Raw genomic sequence first — 16,172 nt, forward strand, 5'->3', positions numbered from 1 at the left:
CGCGAGTACTCACAGCTTGATGACCGTTACCTGACCAGCACACAGCCTGACGAGATCATCGGGGTCGCTCGTCAGGGCGGTCACGGGCTTGGGCGCCGCGAGGGCTGTCGCGCACAGCATGGCGTCGATCGCATGCTTGTGACCGTGCAACCCGGCATCGCTCAGCAGCCCTATAGCTGTGCGGGCAATCGACTCGGTGACCGGCTCGACCGCGATTCGTGACAAGGTCCACTCCAGAGCGGGCTTCCTGATCCGTGGATGAACCACCTCGGCAAGCGTTGCCGCGCTGGTGACGACCCGCATGTCTTCATCGCGAGCGAGAGCCAGCCACTCCATCACCTCGCGGTCGCGGAGCACAGCTCTGGCGAGCCCTTCGGAGTCGAGAATCACGCTGCCGCCTGGCGTGGCGGCCGATGGGGTCATGCAGCGCTCGTCCCCGAGCCGTGCTGCTCCTCACGGGCCCGCTGAAGCTGTTCCCGCTTGGCCTGGATCGCTTCCGAGGAGATCGGGCCGTGCTCGGCCTCGCCGGCCGCGATGAGCTCGTTGAGGTTGTCCCGCTCAACCTGGCGCGCGACCGCCGCCGCGACATAGGCGGACAGGCCGGACGGCCCGCTGCGCGCTCGCGCAGCCTCTGCGATCTCTCGTGGCATCGTGATCGAGTACTTACCGGTGTTCTCGCTCATGCTCCAAATCCTACCATCGATCCTCCCCGCCCTAGGCGCTCATGCGAAGAGGCCGGCGCACCCCAGTGGTGGGTGCACCGGCCTCTTTCGGCACAAGCGGACAGTCAGCCGACCTCGGCCGATCAGGCGTTCGCTGCTTCCATGATTTCGTCGGAGACGTCGAAGTTGGCGTAGACGTTCTGGACGTCGTCGCTGTCCTCGAGTGCGTCGATCAGCCGGAAGATCTTGCCCGCGCCGTCCGCGTCGAGCTCGACCGTCATCGACGGCACGAACTGGACATCGGCCGACTCGTAGTCGATGCCGGCGTCCTGCAGCGCGCTCCGGGCCGGGACCAGGTCGGTGGCCTCGGTGACGACCTCCCAGGACTCGCCCAGGTCGTTCACCTCCTCGGCCCCGGCCTCCAGCACCGCCTCCATCACGTCGTCCTCGGACAGCGACTTCCCGTCCTGCTCCTTGGCGACGACGATGACGCCCTTGCGGTTGAACATGTAGGCGACCGAGTTCGGGTCCGCGAGGGAGCCGCCGTTGCGGGACATCGCCGTACGGACGTCGGCGGCCGCGCGGTTGCGGTTGTCGGTCAGGCACTCGACCAGCATCGCGACGCCGTTCGGGCCGTAGCCCTCGTACATGATCGTCTGGTACTCGGCGCCGCCGGCTTCCGCACCGGAGCCGCGCTTGACCGCGCGGTCGATGTTGTCGTTCGGCACCGACGACTTCTTCGCCTTCTGGATGGCGTCGTACAGGGTCGGGTTCCCGCCAGGGTCGCCACCGCCCATCCGGGCGGCCACCTCGATGTTCTTGATCAGCTTCGCGAAGAGCTTGCCGCGCTTCGCGTCGATGACGGCCTTCTTGTGCTTCGTGGTGGCCCACTTGGAGTGGCCTGACATGGCGAACCCAACCCTTCGTGCTCCTGCGACTGACTCAGAGGCTGCGGACCAGCTCGGCGAAATAGCCGTGCAGCCTGGCGTCCCCGGTCATCTCCGGATGGAACGACGTGGCCAGCAGCCGATCGTGGCGAACCGCGACGATCCTACCCGCGGCGGGGCCCGAGCTCACTGTCGACAGTACCTCGACATCCCGGCCGACGCGCTCCACCCACGGTGCCCGGATGAACACGGCGTGGTACGGCGTGTTGAACGCGGCAAACTCAAGGTCCGCCTCGAACGAGTCCACCTGCCGCCCGAACGCGTTCCGCCGTACGGTCACATCCAGGCCGCCGAGCGTCTCCTGACCCTCGATCCCGCCGGTGATCTCGTTCGCCAGCATGATCATCCCGGCACAGGTACCGAACACCGGCATCCCGTCCGCGATCCGCTTCTGCAGCGGCTCGAACAGCTCGAACGCCCGGGCCAGCTTGTCCATCGTGGTCGACTCACCACCCGGCAGCACCAGTGCGTCCACCTGCTCCAGCTCCGAGCGACGCCGTACCGGCCGCGCCTCCACGCCCACTTGACCCAGCATGGCCAGATGCTCGCGCACGTTGCCTTGCAGTGCGAACACACCGATGACGGTCACAGACTCACCTTTCGTTGCCAGTCGAGCGTCACCTCGATGCGGCCTTCGTCGAAGACCGCGGGGAGGTCGTGCAGGTGCAGGAGCGCCAGTACGTCGTCCAGTAGCGGCTCACCGGGGGCGACGTTGGCGGTGTCGGGGTGCCAGACCTTCAGCTCGAGCATGCCGAAGTCGACGGCGTGCCAGACGTCGGTGTCGGTGAAGAACACGAGGCCCTTCGGAGCCGCTGCCGCCTCGAGCGCCTGCCTGGCCGCGTGGTGGTCCGACGTGTAGCGGACCACCACGAAACCCTGGCCTTCGAGCTCGTTGAGTACGGCGTCCAGCCGGTCCGGATCGGTGGTCGCCGGCCAGGCGGTGGCCTCGGCGTTCAGGTCCACAACCGCCTCGCCGATCAGCAGCGGCACCAGCGCGGCCGCATCCATCGTCGGCGCGTCCTCCTGGACGGCCTCGGTCAACGCGACCGTGATGGCGGCGTGGTCGGCGTACCCGGACCGCACCAGGACGCGGGCCAGACCCCGCAGCTCCCGGGCGGTCCGCTCGTCCACGGACTGCAGGCTGTTGGTCACCAGCCGCGCTCGGCGAGCCGGTGCGGCTGCGGGATCTCGTCGACGTTGATACCGACCATCGCCTCGCCCAGGCCGCGGGAGACCTTGGCCAGCACGTCCGGGTCGTCGTAGAAGGTGGTCGCCTTGACGATCGCCTCGGCGCGCTGAGCCGGGTTGCCGGACTTGAAGATGCCGGAGCCGACGAACACACCCTCGGCGCCGAGCTGCATCATCATCGCGGCGTCGGCTGGGGTGGCGATACCGCCGGCGGTGAACAGCACCACCGGGAGCTTGCCGGCCTGCGCGACCTCCTTGACCAGCTCGTACGGCGCCTGCAGCTCCTTGGCGGCAACGTACAACTCATCCGCGGGGAGGCTTTGCAGCTTGCGGATCTCCTGCCGGATCTGGCGCATGTGGGTGGTCGCGTTGGAGACGTCACCGGTGCCGGCCTCGCCCTTGGAGCGGATCATCGCCGCACCCTCGGTGATCCGGCGCAGCGCCTCGCCCAGGTTGGTCGCGCCGCACACGAACGGCACGGTGAACGCCCACTTGTCGATGTGGTTGGCGTAGTCGGCCGGCGTCAGTACCTCCGACTCGTCGATGTAGTCCACGCCGAGGGCCTGCAGCACCTGCGCCTCGACGAAGTGACCGATCCGGGCCTTCGCCATCACCGGGATCGAGACGGCGCTGATGATGCCGTCGATCATGTCCGGGTCGCTCATCCGGGAGACGCCGCCCTGGGCCCGGATGTCAGCCGGGACCCGCTCCAGCGCCATCACCGCAACGGCGCCGGCGTCCTCGGCGATCTTGGCCTGCTCCGGGGTGACCACGTCCATGATCACGCCGCCCTTGAGCATCTCCGCCATGCCGCGCTTGACCTTCGACGTACCGGTCTGCGGGGTCTGGTTGTCCGTCACTGCTGTCCTCCTGGTCGTGGGGCTCGCTTACCAGGGTAGGTCGCCGGCGGCACCTCGTGTCAGTCCACCTTGGATCAAGTGGACTGAGCCAGTGCAGTGCCGAGACGGGCGACCACCAACCGGAGGGTCGCGGGTGGTGCGGTGAAGGGGATCCTGATGTGCCGGCGGTCGGTGCCGTCCGGCGTGAAGAGGTCGCCTGCTCCCAGCAGGAGGCCCTGCTCACGAGCCGCGTCCAGCACTCGCCGCGCCCTGGTCTCGGTCAGCTCCAGCCACAGCGTCATGCCGCCGGTGGGCGTGGACCACGCCACACCGTCGAGCGTCTTCAGCCCAGTCTCCAACGCTTGCAGGTTGGCCCGTAGCCGGGTCCTTCTGCGGCTGATGACCTTATCGAGTCTGTGGACGATCGCCTGCGCCAGGAGGTCGTCCAGTGCGCTCGGCGACGCCACGCTGAGCTGTGCGGCGGTGTTGATGCGTCTCCGGAGTTGCTTGCCGGTCCGGACCCAGCCGACCCGCAGTCCGCCCCACACTGTCTTGCTCAGTGATCCGACACTGACCGTACGCGGGTAGCGACTCAGCGGCTCGGCTTGCTCGCCACTCGCCAACCAGAGTGGTCGCATGGTCTCGTCGCTGATCAGTGCGGCGCCGTACCTGCGCGCGATCTCCACTACGGCCGTACGGCGCTCAGGCGGAAGACTCAGGCCCGTCGGGTTGTGGTTGTCCGCCTGCAGGTAGATGACCTTGGGGCGGTGACGTCTGCAGAGGTGCGTGAGTTGGTCGGTGTCCCAGACACCTGCGGGCCAGCCGGCGACGTCCAGGCGATGCTTTCTCAGTAGGTCGAAGGCGGCCGGGTAGGTGGGCGTTTCGGTGATGGCTACGCCTGGTCCGAGGTCTAGGCCGGCCAGCGCGGCGTTGAGTCCGGCTGCTGCTCCTACGGTCAGGGTTAGCTGGTCTGGCTCGGTTGGCACGCCTTCAGTGGTGAGTCTGGCCGCAAGCGCCGTACGTAGCTCCAGTGAGCCGCCTGGCGGTGGGCCGTCGCCGCCCATGGCGTGCGGGAGGCCTTCCTGGACGATCTGCGCGGCGACCTCGGCTACGTCGTGCGGCGCTGCCGTCGTAGCGAAGCGGAGGTCGAGCAGGGGCTGGTCTCCCGCTGTCACTGTCGACGCCGGCGCAATGGGGTCGAGCAGCCGGTCCAGCGGCCGGACCACGGTCCCGGAGCCGCGTTTGGTCTCCAGTACGCCGTCCGCCCTCAGCTGATCCAACGCGCGTACGACGGTCACGCGACTCACCCCAAGCCGCTCCGCCAACACCCGCTCCGACGGCAACCGCGACCCGATCGACAAATCCCCGCGCTCGATCCGCCGCAACACTAGAGCCTCAACCTGCTCGGTCTTGCTCCCATCCACCGGATCAAGATCCCCCACCCGCCACATAAGTCCAGTCTGACACAGGTGGCCTGATCCTCACCCGGCCAGCCACTGAAGCCACCGTGCCGGTCCACCCCTGCCACTGAAGCCACCGTGTCCCCGTGAGTGAAGCCAGCGTGCGACTGAAGGGAGCTTGTCGCCGGAAAGCGCGGCGGTTCCGGCGACAATCTCCTCACACTCGAAGAGCTTGTCTGCGGCGCCGACAGTCGAGGCAAAGAATGTCGGTGCGGGGTGTGAGGATGCGGGGTATGGACGAGCGGTGGGCGATCGCGCCGGAGGAGGGTGGCGGGGCGGTGCTCGTCGCCCTGCGGCCGGACGGTCGGCCTGCCGGCTCCGTGTTGCACGAGCCCGACCTGGCCGCGGCGGTGGCTTCGCGTCCACAGGTGACGAGATGGGTGTGGCGATCGACGGCTGAGATCTACCCGCGGCTGCTGGCGAACGGCGTACGAGTAGAGCGCTGCTACGACATCGAAAACAGCGAGGGCCTCTTACTCGGGCACGAGGGCCGCTTAGGCGAACCACGCTCGGCAGCAGCCGCGTGGGCGCGTCTGAACGGTCAGCCCGTGCCACCAGACCCGCCGCTGCGTGCCGTCGTACCGGGTGAGCAGTCCTCGTTGTTTGAGATCCAGGCCGAGCCAGTGCCATTTGAGGGTTTGCTTCAGGTGTACGCCGACCAGCTCCAACGGCATGGTGATACGGAGCACCCGGACCGCATGCGGTTGCTCACGGCATCGGAATCGTCGGGGATGCTGATCGCCGCCGAGATGGACCGCGCCGGGTTGCCGTGGAGCGAGTCGACGCATCGCGGGGTGCTGACAGAGCTGCTCGGCGAACGCTTCGGCGGTACCGGCGAGCCGCGACGGCTGACCGAGCTCGCAGACGAGGTCTCCGCTGCCTTCGGCCGACGGGTGCGACCGGACTTGCCGGCCGACGTGTTGAAGGCGTTCAAGCAGGCCGGCTACCAGCTGAAGTCGACGCGCCGGTGGGAGCTCGAGACCATCGACCACCCGGCCGTCGCGCCATTGATCGAGTACAAGAAGCTCTACCGCATCTACACCGCGAACGGCTGGACGTGGCTCCACGACTGGGTCCACGACGGCCGCTTCCGCCCCGGCTTCGTCCCCGGCGGCACGGTCTCGGGCCGCTGGATCACCAACGGCGGTGGCGGTCTCCAGATCCCCAAGGTCATCCGCCGAGCCGTCGTAGCCGACCCCGGCTGGCGCCTGGTCGTTGCCGACGCCTCCCAACTCGAGCCGCGCATCCTCGCCGCCATCTCCCGCGACCCCGCCCTGATGGAAGTCGCCAGCGACCCCGGCGACCTCTACAAAGCCGTGTCAGACAAGGCATTCTCCGGCGACCGAGCCATGGCCAAACTCGCCGTACTAGGAGCCATCTACGGCCAAACCTCCGGCGACGGCCTCAAGAACCTCGCCATGCTCCGTAAACGCTTCCCTCAAGCAGTCCAGTACGTCGACGACGCCGCCCGAGCCGGCGAAGAAGGCCGCCTGGTCCGCACCTGGCTAGGCCGAACCTGCCCACCCGCCGGCACTCCACTGGACGCAGCATTGCTGGAAGGCCCCGGCGCGGATGATCTGCAGGTCGACGCCCGCCACGCCAGAGCCCGAGGCCGCTTCACCCGAAACTTCGTAGTCCAAGGCTCCGCCGCCGACTGGGCCCTCCTCATGCTCGCAGCCCTCCGCCAATCCCTGGCAGGCATGAAAGCAGAACTAGTCTTCTTCCAACACGACGAGGTCATCGTCCACTCCCCCACCGAAGAAACAGACAAGGTAGCCGCCGCCATCCAATCCGCCAGCGACATTGCCGGGCACCTAACCTTCGGCCCCACCCCCACCAACTTCTCCTTCACCACAGCCACGGTGGAGACATACGCCGACGCCAAGTAGCGAATCACCATTCTTCGGCGTTCACCGATTGGCGGCCAGCACTGCCGCGAGGCCCTCTTGGAGATCCTTGACGAAATACTCGGGAACCTCCAGCGACGGGAAATGTCCCCCGGCTTCGGGCAACCTCCATCGGACGATCTGCCGGTACCGCTCCTGCGCCCAGGGGCGCGGACACTTCTCGACGTCGCGGGGATACATAGTGAGTGCTGACGGGACGTCGACCCGAAGTTCGGGATCGAGCGAGTTGTGGCTTTCGTAGTAAATGCGGGCCGCCGATGCGCCGCTCCGCGTCAGCCAGTACAGGGTCACGTCGTCGAGAACGCGGTCTCTGGAAATCCTCTCGAACGGGCTGTCTTCGGTATCTGACCACTCGGCGAACTTGTCGAGGATCCAGGCAAGAAGCCCGACCGGTGAGTCGACGAGCGAGTAGCCGATGGTCTGCGGTCGGGTCGCCTGCTGCTTCGCGTACGCCGCGCGGTGGCGCCAGAAATGGTGGGTTTCCTCGGTCCACTTGCGCTCGACCGCCGTCAGCCCGGCCGTTGTCAACCCCGGCGGTGCCTCCGCGAACGTTGTGTGGATGCCGAGAATGTGCGCCGGGAACCTGCCGGCGAGAACCGTGGTGATATTGCCTCCCCAATCTCCGCCGTGGGCTGCGAACTTGCTGTAGCCGAGCCTTCCCATCAGTTCCACCCAGGCGGCCGCGATCTTTTCGGTTCCCCAGCCGGTGGTGGCCGGCTTGTCGCTGTAACCGAAGCCAGGTAGCGAGGGAACCACGACGTGGAACGCCGGCGCGTCTGCATTTCTCGGATCTGCCAGCTCGTCTACTACATCGATGAATCGAGCAACGCTGTCTGGCCAGCCGTGCGTCAAGAGCAGAGGAGTCGCATCTGCGCGCGGGGATCGGCGGTGCAGGAAGTGGATTCCCAGATCATCAATGGTCGTACGGAACTGGCCGATTCGGTTGAGGCGCTCTTCGAACGACCGCCAGTTGTACCCGGTGCGCCAGTAGTTCACGACCTCGACGAGGTCGGCGAGAGGAACGCCCTGGTCCCATCGGCGAGGGTCGGGCTCGGCGCGATAGACCGTCTCGGCCTCCGGTAGCCGCGCCGCGGCAAGTCGCGCGCGCAGATCGTCGAGTTCAGCGTCGGTTGCGTGGGCTTCAAATGCTTGCACGTCGCTGGTTGGACGGGTCATGAGACCTCCAGGCCATCGCGGAACCGGCTAAGACGGTTCTAGCCTGCCATGGCTTCAGGCCGGCGCGCAACCGGCTAAGGTGGTTCCATGCCTGCTAGGTTTCCTGACTTCCGCCTCGGTAACGTGCTGGCGACCAGCTTCACGGGGACTCTGTCGGAGCGTCATGGCGACGCTGTGGAGCGCATGCCCACGCCGCAGCGACTCGTCGACTGGCTGGCAGTGAGCGGCCTCGCCGTGGACTCCTGCACCACCGCCCAACTCGAACTCGCTCGCGACCTGAGGGAGTCGATTCATGCCGCCGCGACAGCCGCCGCGATCCAGGACGCTCTCCCTGCAGCTGCTGTCCAAGTCATCAACGACCGCAGCGCTCAGGGTCGGGCCGCGGCCATCCTGACGCCCGAGGGCAAGCGGCAATGGCGACTCAGCTCAGCTTCCCGCGTAGAGGACGCCCTCAGCGTGATCGCCGCCGACGCGATCAGCATCATCGCCGGCGAACGCGACGGAAAACTGGCCTTGTGCGCATCCCCCACCTGCCAAGCCGCGTTCTTCGACACCAGCCAAAGCCGCACCCGCAAATGGTGCGACATGAACACCTGCGGAAACCGCCAAAAAAAGGCCCGCTACAACGCCAACCACCCCAAAACCCCCAGCCCAACCAACTGATCGCTACCTCGGCACATCCAATGGCCCCACGTTGGGTGCACCCCAACTGACCCAACTGGCGGCTCCCCGGGAGCATATTGCAAATCCCACAGTCGATCCTCGAACGCAGCCCAGCTCCCCGCGCCGAGCGGAGAGAATCCCAACTTCGGACTCAAAGTCGCGGTCCGCTACAGCAGCCGACTCGGGAGATTGTATGGCGAGAAGTCGGAGGTTTCGTAGGCGGTTATTTCGGCGATCAGCCCCTGTTCTATGCGGAAGATGTCTAGGCCGAAGGGAGTGAAGGTTGTTGCGCCTCGGGGGCGGAGGTAGGTGGCTAAGGTCGGTTGGCGGTTGACGCTGGTGATGAGGAAGCGCCAGGTGCCTCGGTAGGCGTCGCCGGATGGGGTGAGGTTGGCGGTTAGGGAGCGGAGGCAGTCCGCCAGGCCCCGGAACCAGAAGGGGTATGGGGGCATGGTGATGCGGATGTCTTCGTGCATCAAGGCGGCCAGGGCGGCGGGGTCGGCTGCGTCCCAGGCGGCGATGTACTTCTGCAGCAACAAAAGCTCGGCAGCGGAAGAGTCTGTCGCGGACCATTCGGTTCGGTGGGGTGGGAGGTGTTCGCGGAGGATGGGGCGGGCTCGCTGGAGGGCTGAGTTGACGGCGGCGACCGACAGCTCCAGCACCGAGGCCGTTTCCGCAGCAGACCAGCCGAGGACGTCGCGGAAGATGAGGACCGCGCGTTGGCGCGGTGACAGGTGCTGGATCGCGATCAAGAACGCGAGCTCGATGGTTTCCCGCCGGATCACCAAAGAGTCTGGTTCCTCGGCGCGATCCAGGAGTACGTCGGGAAACGGCTGTAGCCAAGGCACATCGTCACGAGGTGGTCGCGCCGAAGACGGATACGATGCGGGCTCCAATGCATAAGGCAGCATGCGACGCTGGCGAGTGGTGTCGATGCAGGCATTCGTGGCGATGCGGTAAAGCCAAGCACGCAAAGACGACCGGCCTTCGAAGGAGTCGCGGCGGCGCCAAGCACGGAGGAAGGTCTCCTGCACCATCTCCTCGGCGTCGTCGTACGAGCCGAGCATCCGGTAGCAATGCACCCGCAACTCGTGCCGATACGTCTCCAGAGACTCAGCCGAGAACGTCACGAACCGTCCTCCAGTTCGATCGTCGCCGGCATCGACGCGTGCCCGGCCAACCGGAACCATCGCACCAGGCGCCGCCGGCGCAGATCGCGCGTCGACACCACGATGTCGTTGTGGAAGCGCCGCGCCAGCTGGACCCGCCGCATCGCAAGCGACAACTCGCCGGCCCAAGGCTCGACAGGGCAACCGGTCGCGTTGATCGCGCGAGTCAACACCGACTCCCGCTGCTCACGTTCGTCCAACGACGCCGTACGCGCGCGATGCGCCGCGTCGAGCAACAACAGCGACGAGGCCGGATCGAGGATCCCAGTCCCCGCGAGCTCCGCGACCAAAGCGGACCGCCGGGCCAACTCGGTCTCCAGCGAGGCGCGCGCGATCTCAACCCGATGGTGCAGGCGATCCAGCCGTCCAGCGGTCCAACTCGCATAGGCGCCCAGCAGAAGCAGTACGCCAACCGCCAGCAGTATCGAGGTGACTTTCACAAGACGGGCGGTAGGTCGATGCGGAAGCTGCAGCCGCCGTCGACGTTGCTAACGGCAATGGTTCCGTCGTGGGATTCGACGACGCCTCGGGTGATGGCGAGTCCCAGACCACCGCCGCCGTCCGATGGGGTGCGTTGGGCGTCGCCGCGCCAGCCGATGTCGAAGACGCGGTCGAGGTCTTCGGCCGGGATGCCACCACAGCCGTCGGTCACCGCGAGCTGGACCCGCCCGTCCGACTCGCGGCCGGCGGTCAGCGTGACCGTTCCACCGGATGACGTGTGCCGGATCGCGTTGCCGACCAGATTCGTCACCGCACGCGTCAGTTCATCCGGATTGCCTTGTACGGCGAGACGATCGTCGTCGGCCGGCGTCGACAACATCAGCCGGACACCCTCCGACCGAGCGTGCTCGGCGTTCTCACCCGCCACGTCCTCCGCCAGCTCGCGCAGACTCACCGCGGACCGCCGCCGCGGCGGTGGCGCCGCCGACAACCGCGACAACTCGAACAAGTCGTCCACGAGCCCGGTCATCCGGTCGACCGTCGCCCGCATCTGCCGCAGCGCACCCGGTACGTCGTCCACCACGCCGTCCTCGAGTCCCTCCGACAATGCCCGCAATCCGGCGAGCGGCGTACGTAGGTCGTGGGACATGAAGGCGACCAACTCGCGACGGCTTGCTTCCAGCGCGCGCTCGCGCGAGTGAGACGCGGCCAGCTTCTTCCGCGTCATCTCCAGCTCGTCGGCCAACGCGGCCAGCTCAGCCGGCACCGAACCGCTCGTCGCGACCGGCGCCTCGTACGACGTACCGAGCTGGCGCAGCTGCCGGCCCACATCACGTGAGCCGGCGGAGAACCAGTGCCCGATCAGCACCGCCATCCCCAACCCGAGCAGGGCCGCGAACGCGAGCGTCCACAGCACCACCCACGAGTCGTGCGACGAGATGAACATCGCCCGCACACTCTGCAGTACGGCGGCCAGCGCGGCAGCCATCGGCGCCAGCGCCGCGACGATCATCGTCGTACGCAAGGACCGGCGCCGGAACTGCCAGATGATCGCACCGCCGATCGCCGCCACCACCAAGGTCCACACGGTGGTCAGCGCGAGGATCGTGGCGGTGTCCCGATTCATCTCAGCTCACGTCGCCGACGAATCTGTAGCCCTTGCGCGGCACCGTCAGTACCAGCTTCGGATCCGACGGGTCGGCCTCGAGCTTCTCCCGCAGCCGCCGGATGTGGACGGTCACGGTCTGGGAGTCGCCGAAGTCCCAGCCCCAGACGCGCTGCATCAGCTCGGCCTTCGAGTACGCCTTGCCGGCGTGCGAGACCAGGTACACCAGCAGGTCGAACTCGCGATGGGTCAGCTTGACCTCGGCGCCGTTGAGGTACGCGATCCGCGCACCGGTGTCGATCACGACCGGTCCCGCGCTCAGCTTGGTCGGCGTCAGGTCCTGCCCGGCCAGCCGCTCCTCGCGGCGCAGCATTGCCGCCACCCGCAGCGTCAGCTCCCGCGGGCTGAACGGCTTGATCACGTAGTCGTCGGCGCCGACCTCCAGCCCGACCACCCGGTCCTCCTCCTCACCCCGCGCGGACAGCATGATCACCGCGGCGCCGTTGTCGGCCGCGCGCATCCGGCGCAGCACCTCCAGCCCGGAGAACCCGGGAAGCATCACATCCAGGATCACGACCGACGGTTTCCACTGCGGCCAGAGCTCGACTGCCGCCGGCCCGTCCGCCACGACGCGAGCGTCGTAGCCGGCCCTGTTCAGGTACGCCGAAACGACGTTGGACACGGTCGGGTCGTCATCCACCACGAGTACACGAGTAGCCACGGCTGAAGCCTAGTGCGCGCCCGAGCCACCCCGGCAGCCGGTCACTCCGACCGTAAGTGATCCGTAGCCGCCGTCTAACTCGCGGCGGATTCCGGGCCCGGCTCATCCAGCGGTCGGCGGGATCAACGATCACTGTCAGGGTCGGCCTCATGACTCAGAAGGTAAGTCGCGTGCCGAACGGTCCGGCCCGCGTCTCACATTACGAGAGTTCATTCACTGACTTACTAGACAATTAGGGTCGGCATCATGCCGACCCTCGAGGACATTCGCCAGGCCGCCGAGCAGCTGCGCGGGCGGATCCACCGCACCCCGATCCTGACCTCGACCGCGCTGAACGAGCGGTTCGGCGGCGAGCTCGTGCTGAAGGCCGAGCTGTTCCAGAAGACCGGCAGCTTCAAGGTCCGCGGCCTGCTCACCAAGCTGCTGCGTCTCAGCGATGAAGAGCGCCAACGCGGCGTCATCACCGTCTCCGCCGGCAACGCTGCCGGCGCACTCGCCTGGGCCGCCCGAGACGCCGGCGTACCGGCCACCGTCGTGATGGCGACCACCGCCGTACCGGCCAAGATCGAGGCAGCTCGCGGGTACGGCGCGACCGTCGAACTCGTCGAGGGCGATTTGATCGCGCAGTACGAGCGGATCCGCGACGAACGGAAGCTCACCGGCGTTCACCCCTTCGACGATGAAGACGTGATCACCGGCCACGGCAGCCTCGGCCTGGAGCTGCTCGAGGACCGACCCGACATCGACACCGTCCTGGTCCCGATGGGCGGTGGTGGACTGATCTCCGGTGTCGCGCTCGCGGTCAAGCTGGTCAAGCCGGAGATCCGCGTCATCGGCATCGAACCCGAGCAGGCGGACGTGATCAGCCGAAGCCTCGATGCCGGTGAGCCTCAGAAGCTCCCGACGGCCCGTTCCATCGCCGACGGCCTGGCCGCGCCTGTCTGCGGCACGCGCAACTTCCCGCTGATCCAGCAGTACGTCGACCACGTCGTACGCGTGAGTGAAGACGCGCTGCTCGAAGCGACCAGGCTGGTGATGTCACGGACCAAGCTGGCGCTCGAACCGGCCGCGGCCGCGCCCTTCGCCGCGCTGCTCGAGGGCAGCATTCAGCTCGACGGCATCACCGCATCGATCGTCAGCGGCGGCAACCTGGACGTGTCGAAGCTCAAGCTCTAGCCGGCAGCAAGGCGTCGGACTTCACACCGTCACTCGGGTCGTCGATCACGTCACCTTGGCGGACCGGGTCGTTCTCCGGCAGCAAGATGTCGCGCGACACCACCAGCATCAGCCACAGCGTCCCAGCCATCCGCAGTACGACGGAGAGCCAGTAGATCCGGTCCGGTAGCTCCGGATTGCCGGGCGCGAGGAACTGGGCCAGATGCATCCAGACGAGCATCCAGTAGAAGCATTCGCAGGCCTGCCAGATCAGCCAGTCCCTCAACCGCGGCCGAGCCAGCGTGACCAGCGGCAGCAACCACAGCACGTACTGCGGTGAGTACACCTTGTTGATCAGCAGGAACGCCGCCACGACGAGGAACGCGAGCTGGGCGAACCGTGGCGGCCGGGGGGCCATCAGCCCGAGGATCGCGATCGACAGACACAACCCGCCGAAGATGACGAGGTTCAGCTGATTGACGTCGGCGACTTCGTGGTTGGCCAGCTTCAGCACGTACCAGATCGAGCCGTAGTCGCTCTCCCGCTGGTCGTTGAACGTCCAGAACGACATCCACTCGTTCTTCGCGAGCAGGTAGATCGGAGCGTTCACCACGCCCCACGCGACGATCGCGGCGACCAGCGCCTGGAACCACGGCCACAGCTTCCGGCCGCGAAGGCAGACGATCAGCAGCGGGCCGAGCAGCAGGAACGGATAGAACTTGGCCGCCGTCCCGAGCCCGAGCAGGACGCCGAACCAGATCGGTCTCCCCCGCGACCAGGCGTACATCGCACCGGCTGTGAGGGCGACCGCGAACAGGTCCCAGTTGATCGTCGAGGTCAACGCCAGCGCCGGTGCGGCAGCGACGTACAAGGCATCCAACGGCTGCCCACGCGCCGCTCCGGGGCGGGACGCGACTCCGCGCGCGGTGGCGACGGTCAGGCCGACGATGACCAGCGCACAGAGGAACAACAGCACGACGTTGACGACGAAGAACACACCGGCGGTGTCGCGTTTCTGCTCGACGGTGATGTCCTTCTTCGGGTCGCCGGTGATCACCCAGGTGATCTGGGCCGCGACCTCCATGAAACCGCCGGTCAGCACCGGGTACTCGAGCACCGGATAGTTGCCGGTGTCCAGGAACGGCCGGTTACCCTCGGCGAATCCGCGCTCCTGGTACAGGAACCCGATGTCGGAGTAGCACAGCGCCTTGAACGGCCGCCAGCTCTGCCGGTCCCAGCCGGCCTCCATACAGGGCGCCTTCTGCAGGACCCCGAGCGCCATGGTGATCGTGCACACGGCGAGCGCGATCCGCAGCGGCGTCCACCACGACGAGCTGAGCCGGGCGAACCGCCCCGACGGCCCACCGAGCCCCACGGTCAGCCCAGCGACGGACGGATCGGCCTCCGACGGCGTCTGCCGGTCCTGCGCGTCCTGGCTACGTGGTCCGGTCACGGTGGACATCGTCTCCTATCCGCTCGCCCAACGACCAGGGAAGGTTACCCACCCTGCCCCAACCGCCAGCGCATCCCCACCCCGCGCGCCGTCAACTGACAGCACGCGGCAGGCTCAGCCCGGCGGGGGCGGGGGTCCTGAGCTTTGCCGGGCCTGCAGCTTCGGTGTCGAGTAGAGGTGGGCAGCCGGTTCGGCGCCCTCCAGCAGCTCGAACAGCCGGGTCGCGACCGCGGCGCCGTACCCGACGACGTCATGGCTCATCGCGGTCAGCGAAGGATGTGTGATCCGGCAGAACGCCGAGTCGTCCCAGGCGATCAGCGTCACGTCCTCCGGACACCGCACACCAAGGTTGCCGAGCGTCGACAGACCGGCGATCGCCATCAGGTCATTGTCGTAGATGATCGCGGTCGGCGGCCGTCCGGACGACATCAACCGACGCGTAGCCTCCGCACCCTGGTCACCGGAGAAGTCGGTGTGGACGACCTCAGCGGACAGCCCGGTACGACGGGTCGCGGCGGCGAAGGCTTGGTCGCGGATCCAGACGTGCCCGTGATACGGCGGGCCGGCCACCCGCGCGACGTGCTTGTGCCCGAGCGCGGCGACGTGATCGACCGCTTCGCCCATCGCCGTCGTACTGTCCGTCCAGACACAGGTCATCCCGTCGGCCAGCGACGGATCGCCGACCAGAACGGTCGGCAGCTCGAGCTCCTTCAGCAGTGGAATGCGCGGGTCGGCCGCCTTGACGTCGACCACGACCACGCCGTCCACCCGCTTTTCCCGGGCCCATTTCCGGTACGCCGCGAGTTCTTCCTCCGTGCCCGGGACGGTCCGCAGCGCAAGCGTGTAGGACCGTTCGCTGAGAACGCCTTCCAGCCCACCCACGAAGGCCATGTAGAACGGCTCCTCGCTGAGCGTCTGGGCGGACCGGGCCAGGATCAGCCCGAACGTCTCACTGCGCGCGACCGACAGCTGCCGGGCCACCGGGTTGGGCACCCAGTTCAGCTCCTCGGCGACCCTGAGCACGCGGGCCCGGGTCTCCTCCGACACGCCAGGCTGGCCGTTCAGCGCGTACGAGACGGCACCCTTCGACACCCCGGCCCGGCGGGCAATCTCGCGGATCGTCACCCGTGCCATCAGCACCTCCCCTCAGGTCACGGTCCAGAAACTTACCCGACTTTCGGTCTTGTCGTTACTGAACCGGTCCAGTACTCTCCCGATCACCGCAACTGAACCGGTCCAGTCAAAAGCTAGTGCATTTCCGCCCGTTCGCCCATCCCCCTTCTTTT

Annotated in this window: 17 protein-coding genes; 3 read left to right on the forward strand and 14 right to left on the reverse strand. The window is 67.2% G+C overall.

The window, feature by feature from the left end; translation table 11 throughout:
• Positions 1–9: 9 nt before the first annotated feature.
• The 7 genes from EV646_RS33040 to EV646_RS33070 form a co-directional block, all read right to left on the reverse strand.
• Positions 10–423: a type II toxin-antitoxin system VapC family toxin gene (locus tag EV646_RS33040; protein ID WP_132155673.1), complete on the reverse strand. Its 414-nt coding sequence runs from the start codon at positions 421–423 to the stop codon at positions 10–12.
• On the reverse strand, positions 420–683 hold the full coding sequence (locus EV646_RS33045) for a CopG family transcriptional regulator (RefSeq protein ID WP_132155675.1): 264 nt from the start codon (positions 681–683) through the stop codon (positions 420–422). Before EV646_RS33045 ends, EV646_RS33040 begins: the two co-directional genes overlap by 4 nt.
• 122 nt (positions 684–805) lie before the next feature.
• A complete protein-coding gene (locus EV646_RS33050; protein WP_132155677.1) occupies positions 806–1,570 on the reverse strand; it encodes a YebC/PmpR family DNA-binding transcriptional regulator in 765 nt (254 codons plus the stop codon).
• A 34-nt stretch (positions 1,571–1,604) separates the two neighbouring features.
• Entirely contained in the window at positions 1,605–2,198 is a 594-nt protein-coding gene (gene pdxT / locus EV646_RS33055; RefSeq protein ID WP_132155679.1) for a pyridoxal 5'-phosphate synthase glutaminase subunit PdxT, read from the reverse strand.
• The gene (locus tag EV646_RS33060) at positions 2,195–2,740 is read right to left on the reverse strand and encodes a DUF6891 domain-containing protein (RefSeq protein ID WP_241996487.1); all 546 of its coding nucleotides are present in this window, start codon (positions 2,738–2,740) and stop codon (positions 2,195–2,197) included. The genes pdxT and EV646_RS33060 overlap by 4 nt, the downstream gene beginning before the upstream one ends.
• A gap of 17 nt (positions 2,741–2,757) precedes the next feature.
• Positions 2,758–3,657, reverse strand: a complete 900-nt coding sequence (pdxS, locus tag EV646_RS33065; RefSeq protein ID WP_132155681.1) for a pyridoxal 5'-phosphate synthase lyase subunit PdxS — start codon at positions 3,655–3,657, stop codon at positions 2,758–2,760.
• A 74-nt stretch (positions 3,658–3,731) separates the two neighbouring features.
• On the reverse strand, positions 3,732–5,087 hold the full coding sequence (locus EV646_RS33070) for an aminotransferase-like domain-containing protein (protein ID WP_132155683.1): 1,356 nt from the start codon (positions 5,085–5,087) through the stop codon (positions 3,732–3,734).
• 242 nt (positions 5,088–5,329) lie between these two features.
• Here EV646_RS33070 and EV646_RS33075 point away from each other — a divergent pair, with 242 nt between their 5' ends.
• Complete coding sequence (locus EV646_RS33075) at positions 5,330–6,985, forward strand: bifunctional 3'-5' exonuclease/DNA polymerase (RefSeq protein WP_132155684.1); 1,656 nt, start codon at positions 5,330–5,332, stop codon at positions 6,983–6,985.
• A gap of 21 nt (positions 6,986–7,006) precedes the next feature.
• On the opposite strand, the gene EV646_RS33080 is transcribed toward EV646_RS33075, so the two are convergent.
• Positions 7,007–8,179, reverse strand: a complete 1,173-nt coding sequence (locus tag EV646_RS33080) for an epoxide hydrolase family protein (RefSeq protein ID WP_132155686.1) — start codon at positions 8,177–8,179, stop codon at positions 7,007–7,009.
• 123 nt (positions 8,180–8,302) lie between these two features.
• Between EV646_RS33080 and EV646_RS33085 the strand changes: the two genes are divergently transcribed.
• The gene (locus EV646_RS33085) at positions 8,303–8,842 is read left to right on the forward strand and encodes a CGNR zinc finger domain-containing protein (RefSeq protein WP_241996488.1); all 540 of its coding nucleotides are present in this window, start codon (positions 8,303–8,305) and stop codon (positions 8,840–8,842) included.
• A gap of 167 nt (positions 8,843–9,009) precedes the next feature.
• Here EV646_RS33085 and EV646_RS33090 read toward each other — a convergent pair whose 3' ends face one another.
• The 4 genes from EV646_RS33090 to EV646_RS33105 are packed head-to-tail and all read right to left on the reverse strand — an operon-like array spanning position 9,010 to position 12,278.
• Complete coding sequence (locus EV646_RS33090) at positions 9,010–9,972, reverse strand: RNA polymerase subunit sigma-70 (RefSeq protein ID WP_241996489.1); 963 nt, start codon at positions 9,970–9,972, stop codon at positions 9,010–9,012.
• Positions 9,969–10,451: a hypothetical protein gene (locus EV646_RS33095; RefSeq protein WP_132155691.1), complete on the reverse strand. Its 483-nt coding sequence runs from the start codon at positions 10,449–10,451 to the stop codon at positions 9,969–9,971. Before EV646_RS33095 ends, EV646_RS33090 begins: the two co-directional genes overlap by 4 nt.
• Complete coding sequence (locus EV646_RS33100) at positions 10,448–11,578, reverse strand: sensor histidine kinase (protein ID WP_132155693.1); 1,131 nt, start codon at positions 11,576–11,578, stop codon at positions 10,448–10,450. Before EV646_RS33100 ends, EV646_RS33095 begins: the two co-directional genes overlap by 4 nt.
• Before the next feature lies 1 nt (position 11,579).
• The gene (locus tag EV646_RS33105) at positions 11,580–12,278 is read right to left on the reverse strand and encodes a response regulator transcription factor (RefSeq protein WP_132155695.1); all 699 of its coding nucleotides are present in this window, start codon (positions 12,276–12,278) and stop codon (positions 11,580–11,582) included.
• A 246-nt stretch (positions 12,279–12,524) separates the two neighbouring features.
• Between EV646_RS33105 and EV646_RS33110 the strand changes: the two genes are divergently transcribed.
• Positions 12,525–13,454, forward strand: a complete 930-nt coding sequence (locus EV646_RS33110) for a threonine ammonia-lyase (protein ID WP_132155696.1) — start codon at positions 12,525–12,527, stop codon at positions 13,452–13,454.
• On the opposite strand, the gene EV646_RS33115 is transcribed toward EV646_RS33110, so the two are convergent.
• Together EV646_RS33115 and EV646_RS33120 are read right to left on the reverse strand one after the other, a co-directional pair.
• Positions 13,444–14,895: a glycosyltransferase family 87 protein gene (locus tag EV646_RS33115; protein WP_132155698.1), complete on the reverse strand. Its 1,452-nt coding sequence runs from the start codon at positions 14,893–14,895 to the stop codon at positions 13,444–13,446. The genes EV646_RS33110 and EV646_RS33115 overlap by 11 nt on opposite strands.
• Before the next feature lie 105 nt (positions 14,896–15,000).
• Positions 15,001–16,020, reverse strand: coding sequence for a LacI family DNA-binding transcriptional regulator (locus tag EV646_RS33120; protein ID WP_132155700.1), 1,020 nt, complete (start codon positions 16,018–16,020; stop codon positions 15,001–15,003).
• Positions 16,021–16,172: the final 152 nt, after the last annotated feature.

It is taken from the genome of Kribbella antiqua, from assembly GCF_004345665.1.
Lineage (GTDB): Bacteria > Actinomycetota > Actinomycetes > Propionibacteriales > Kribbellaceae > Kribbella > Kribbella antiqua.

Bases quoted from the DNA above. Each gene is read 5' to 3' on its own strand.
- EV646_RS33045 (WP_132155675.1), bottom strand. From the start codon at position 683: ATGAGCGAGAACACCGGTAAGTACTCGATCACGATGCCACGAGAGATC.
- EV646_RS33115 (WP_132155698.1), bottom strand. From the start codon at position 14,895: ATGTCCACCGTGACCGGACCACGTAGCCAGGACGCGCAGGACCGGCAG.
- EV646_RS33100 (WP_132155693.1), bottom strand. From the start codon at position 11,578: ATGAATCGGGACACCGCCACGATCCTCGCGCTGACCACCGTGTGGACC.
- EV646_RS33120 (WP_132155700.1), bottom strand. From the start codon at position 16,020: ATGGCACGGGTGACGATCCGCGAGATTGCCCGCCGGGCCGGGGTGTCG.
- EV646_RS33080 (WP_132155686.1), bottom strand. From the start codon at position 8,179: ATGACCCGTCCAACCAGCGACGTGCAAGCATTTGAAGCCCACGCAACC.
- EV646_RS33070 (WP_132155683.1), bottom strand. From the start codon at position 5,087: ATGTGGCGGGTGGGGGATCTTGATCCGGTGGATGGGAGCAAGACCGAG.
- EV646_RS33110 (WP_132155696.1), top strand. From the start codon at position 12,525: ATGCCGACCCTCGAGGACATTCGCCAGGCCGCCGAGCAGCTGCGCGGG.
- EV646_RS33075 (WP_132155684.1), top strand. From the start codon at position 5,330: ATGGACGAGCGGTGGGCGATCGCGCCGGAGGAGGGTGGCGGGGCGGTG.
- EV646_RS33040 (WP_132155673.1), bottom strand. From the start codon at position 423: ATGACCCCATCGGCCGCCACGCCAGGCGGCAGCGTGATTCTCGACTCC.
- EV646_RS33050 (WP_132155677.1), bottom strand. From the start codon at position 1,570: ATGTCAGGCCACTCCAAGTGGGCCACCACGAAGCACAAGAAGGCCGTC.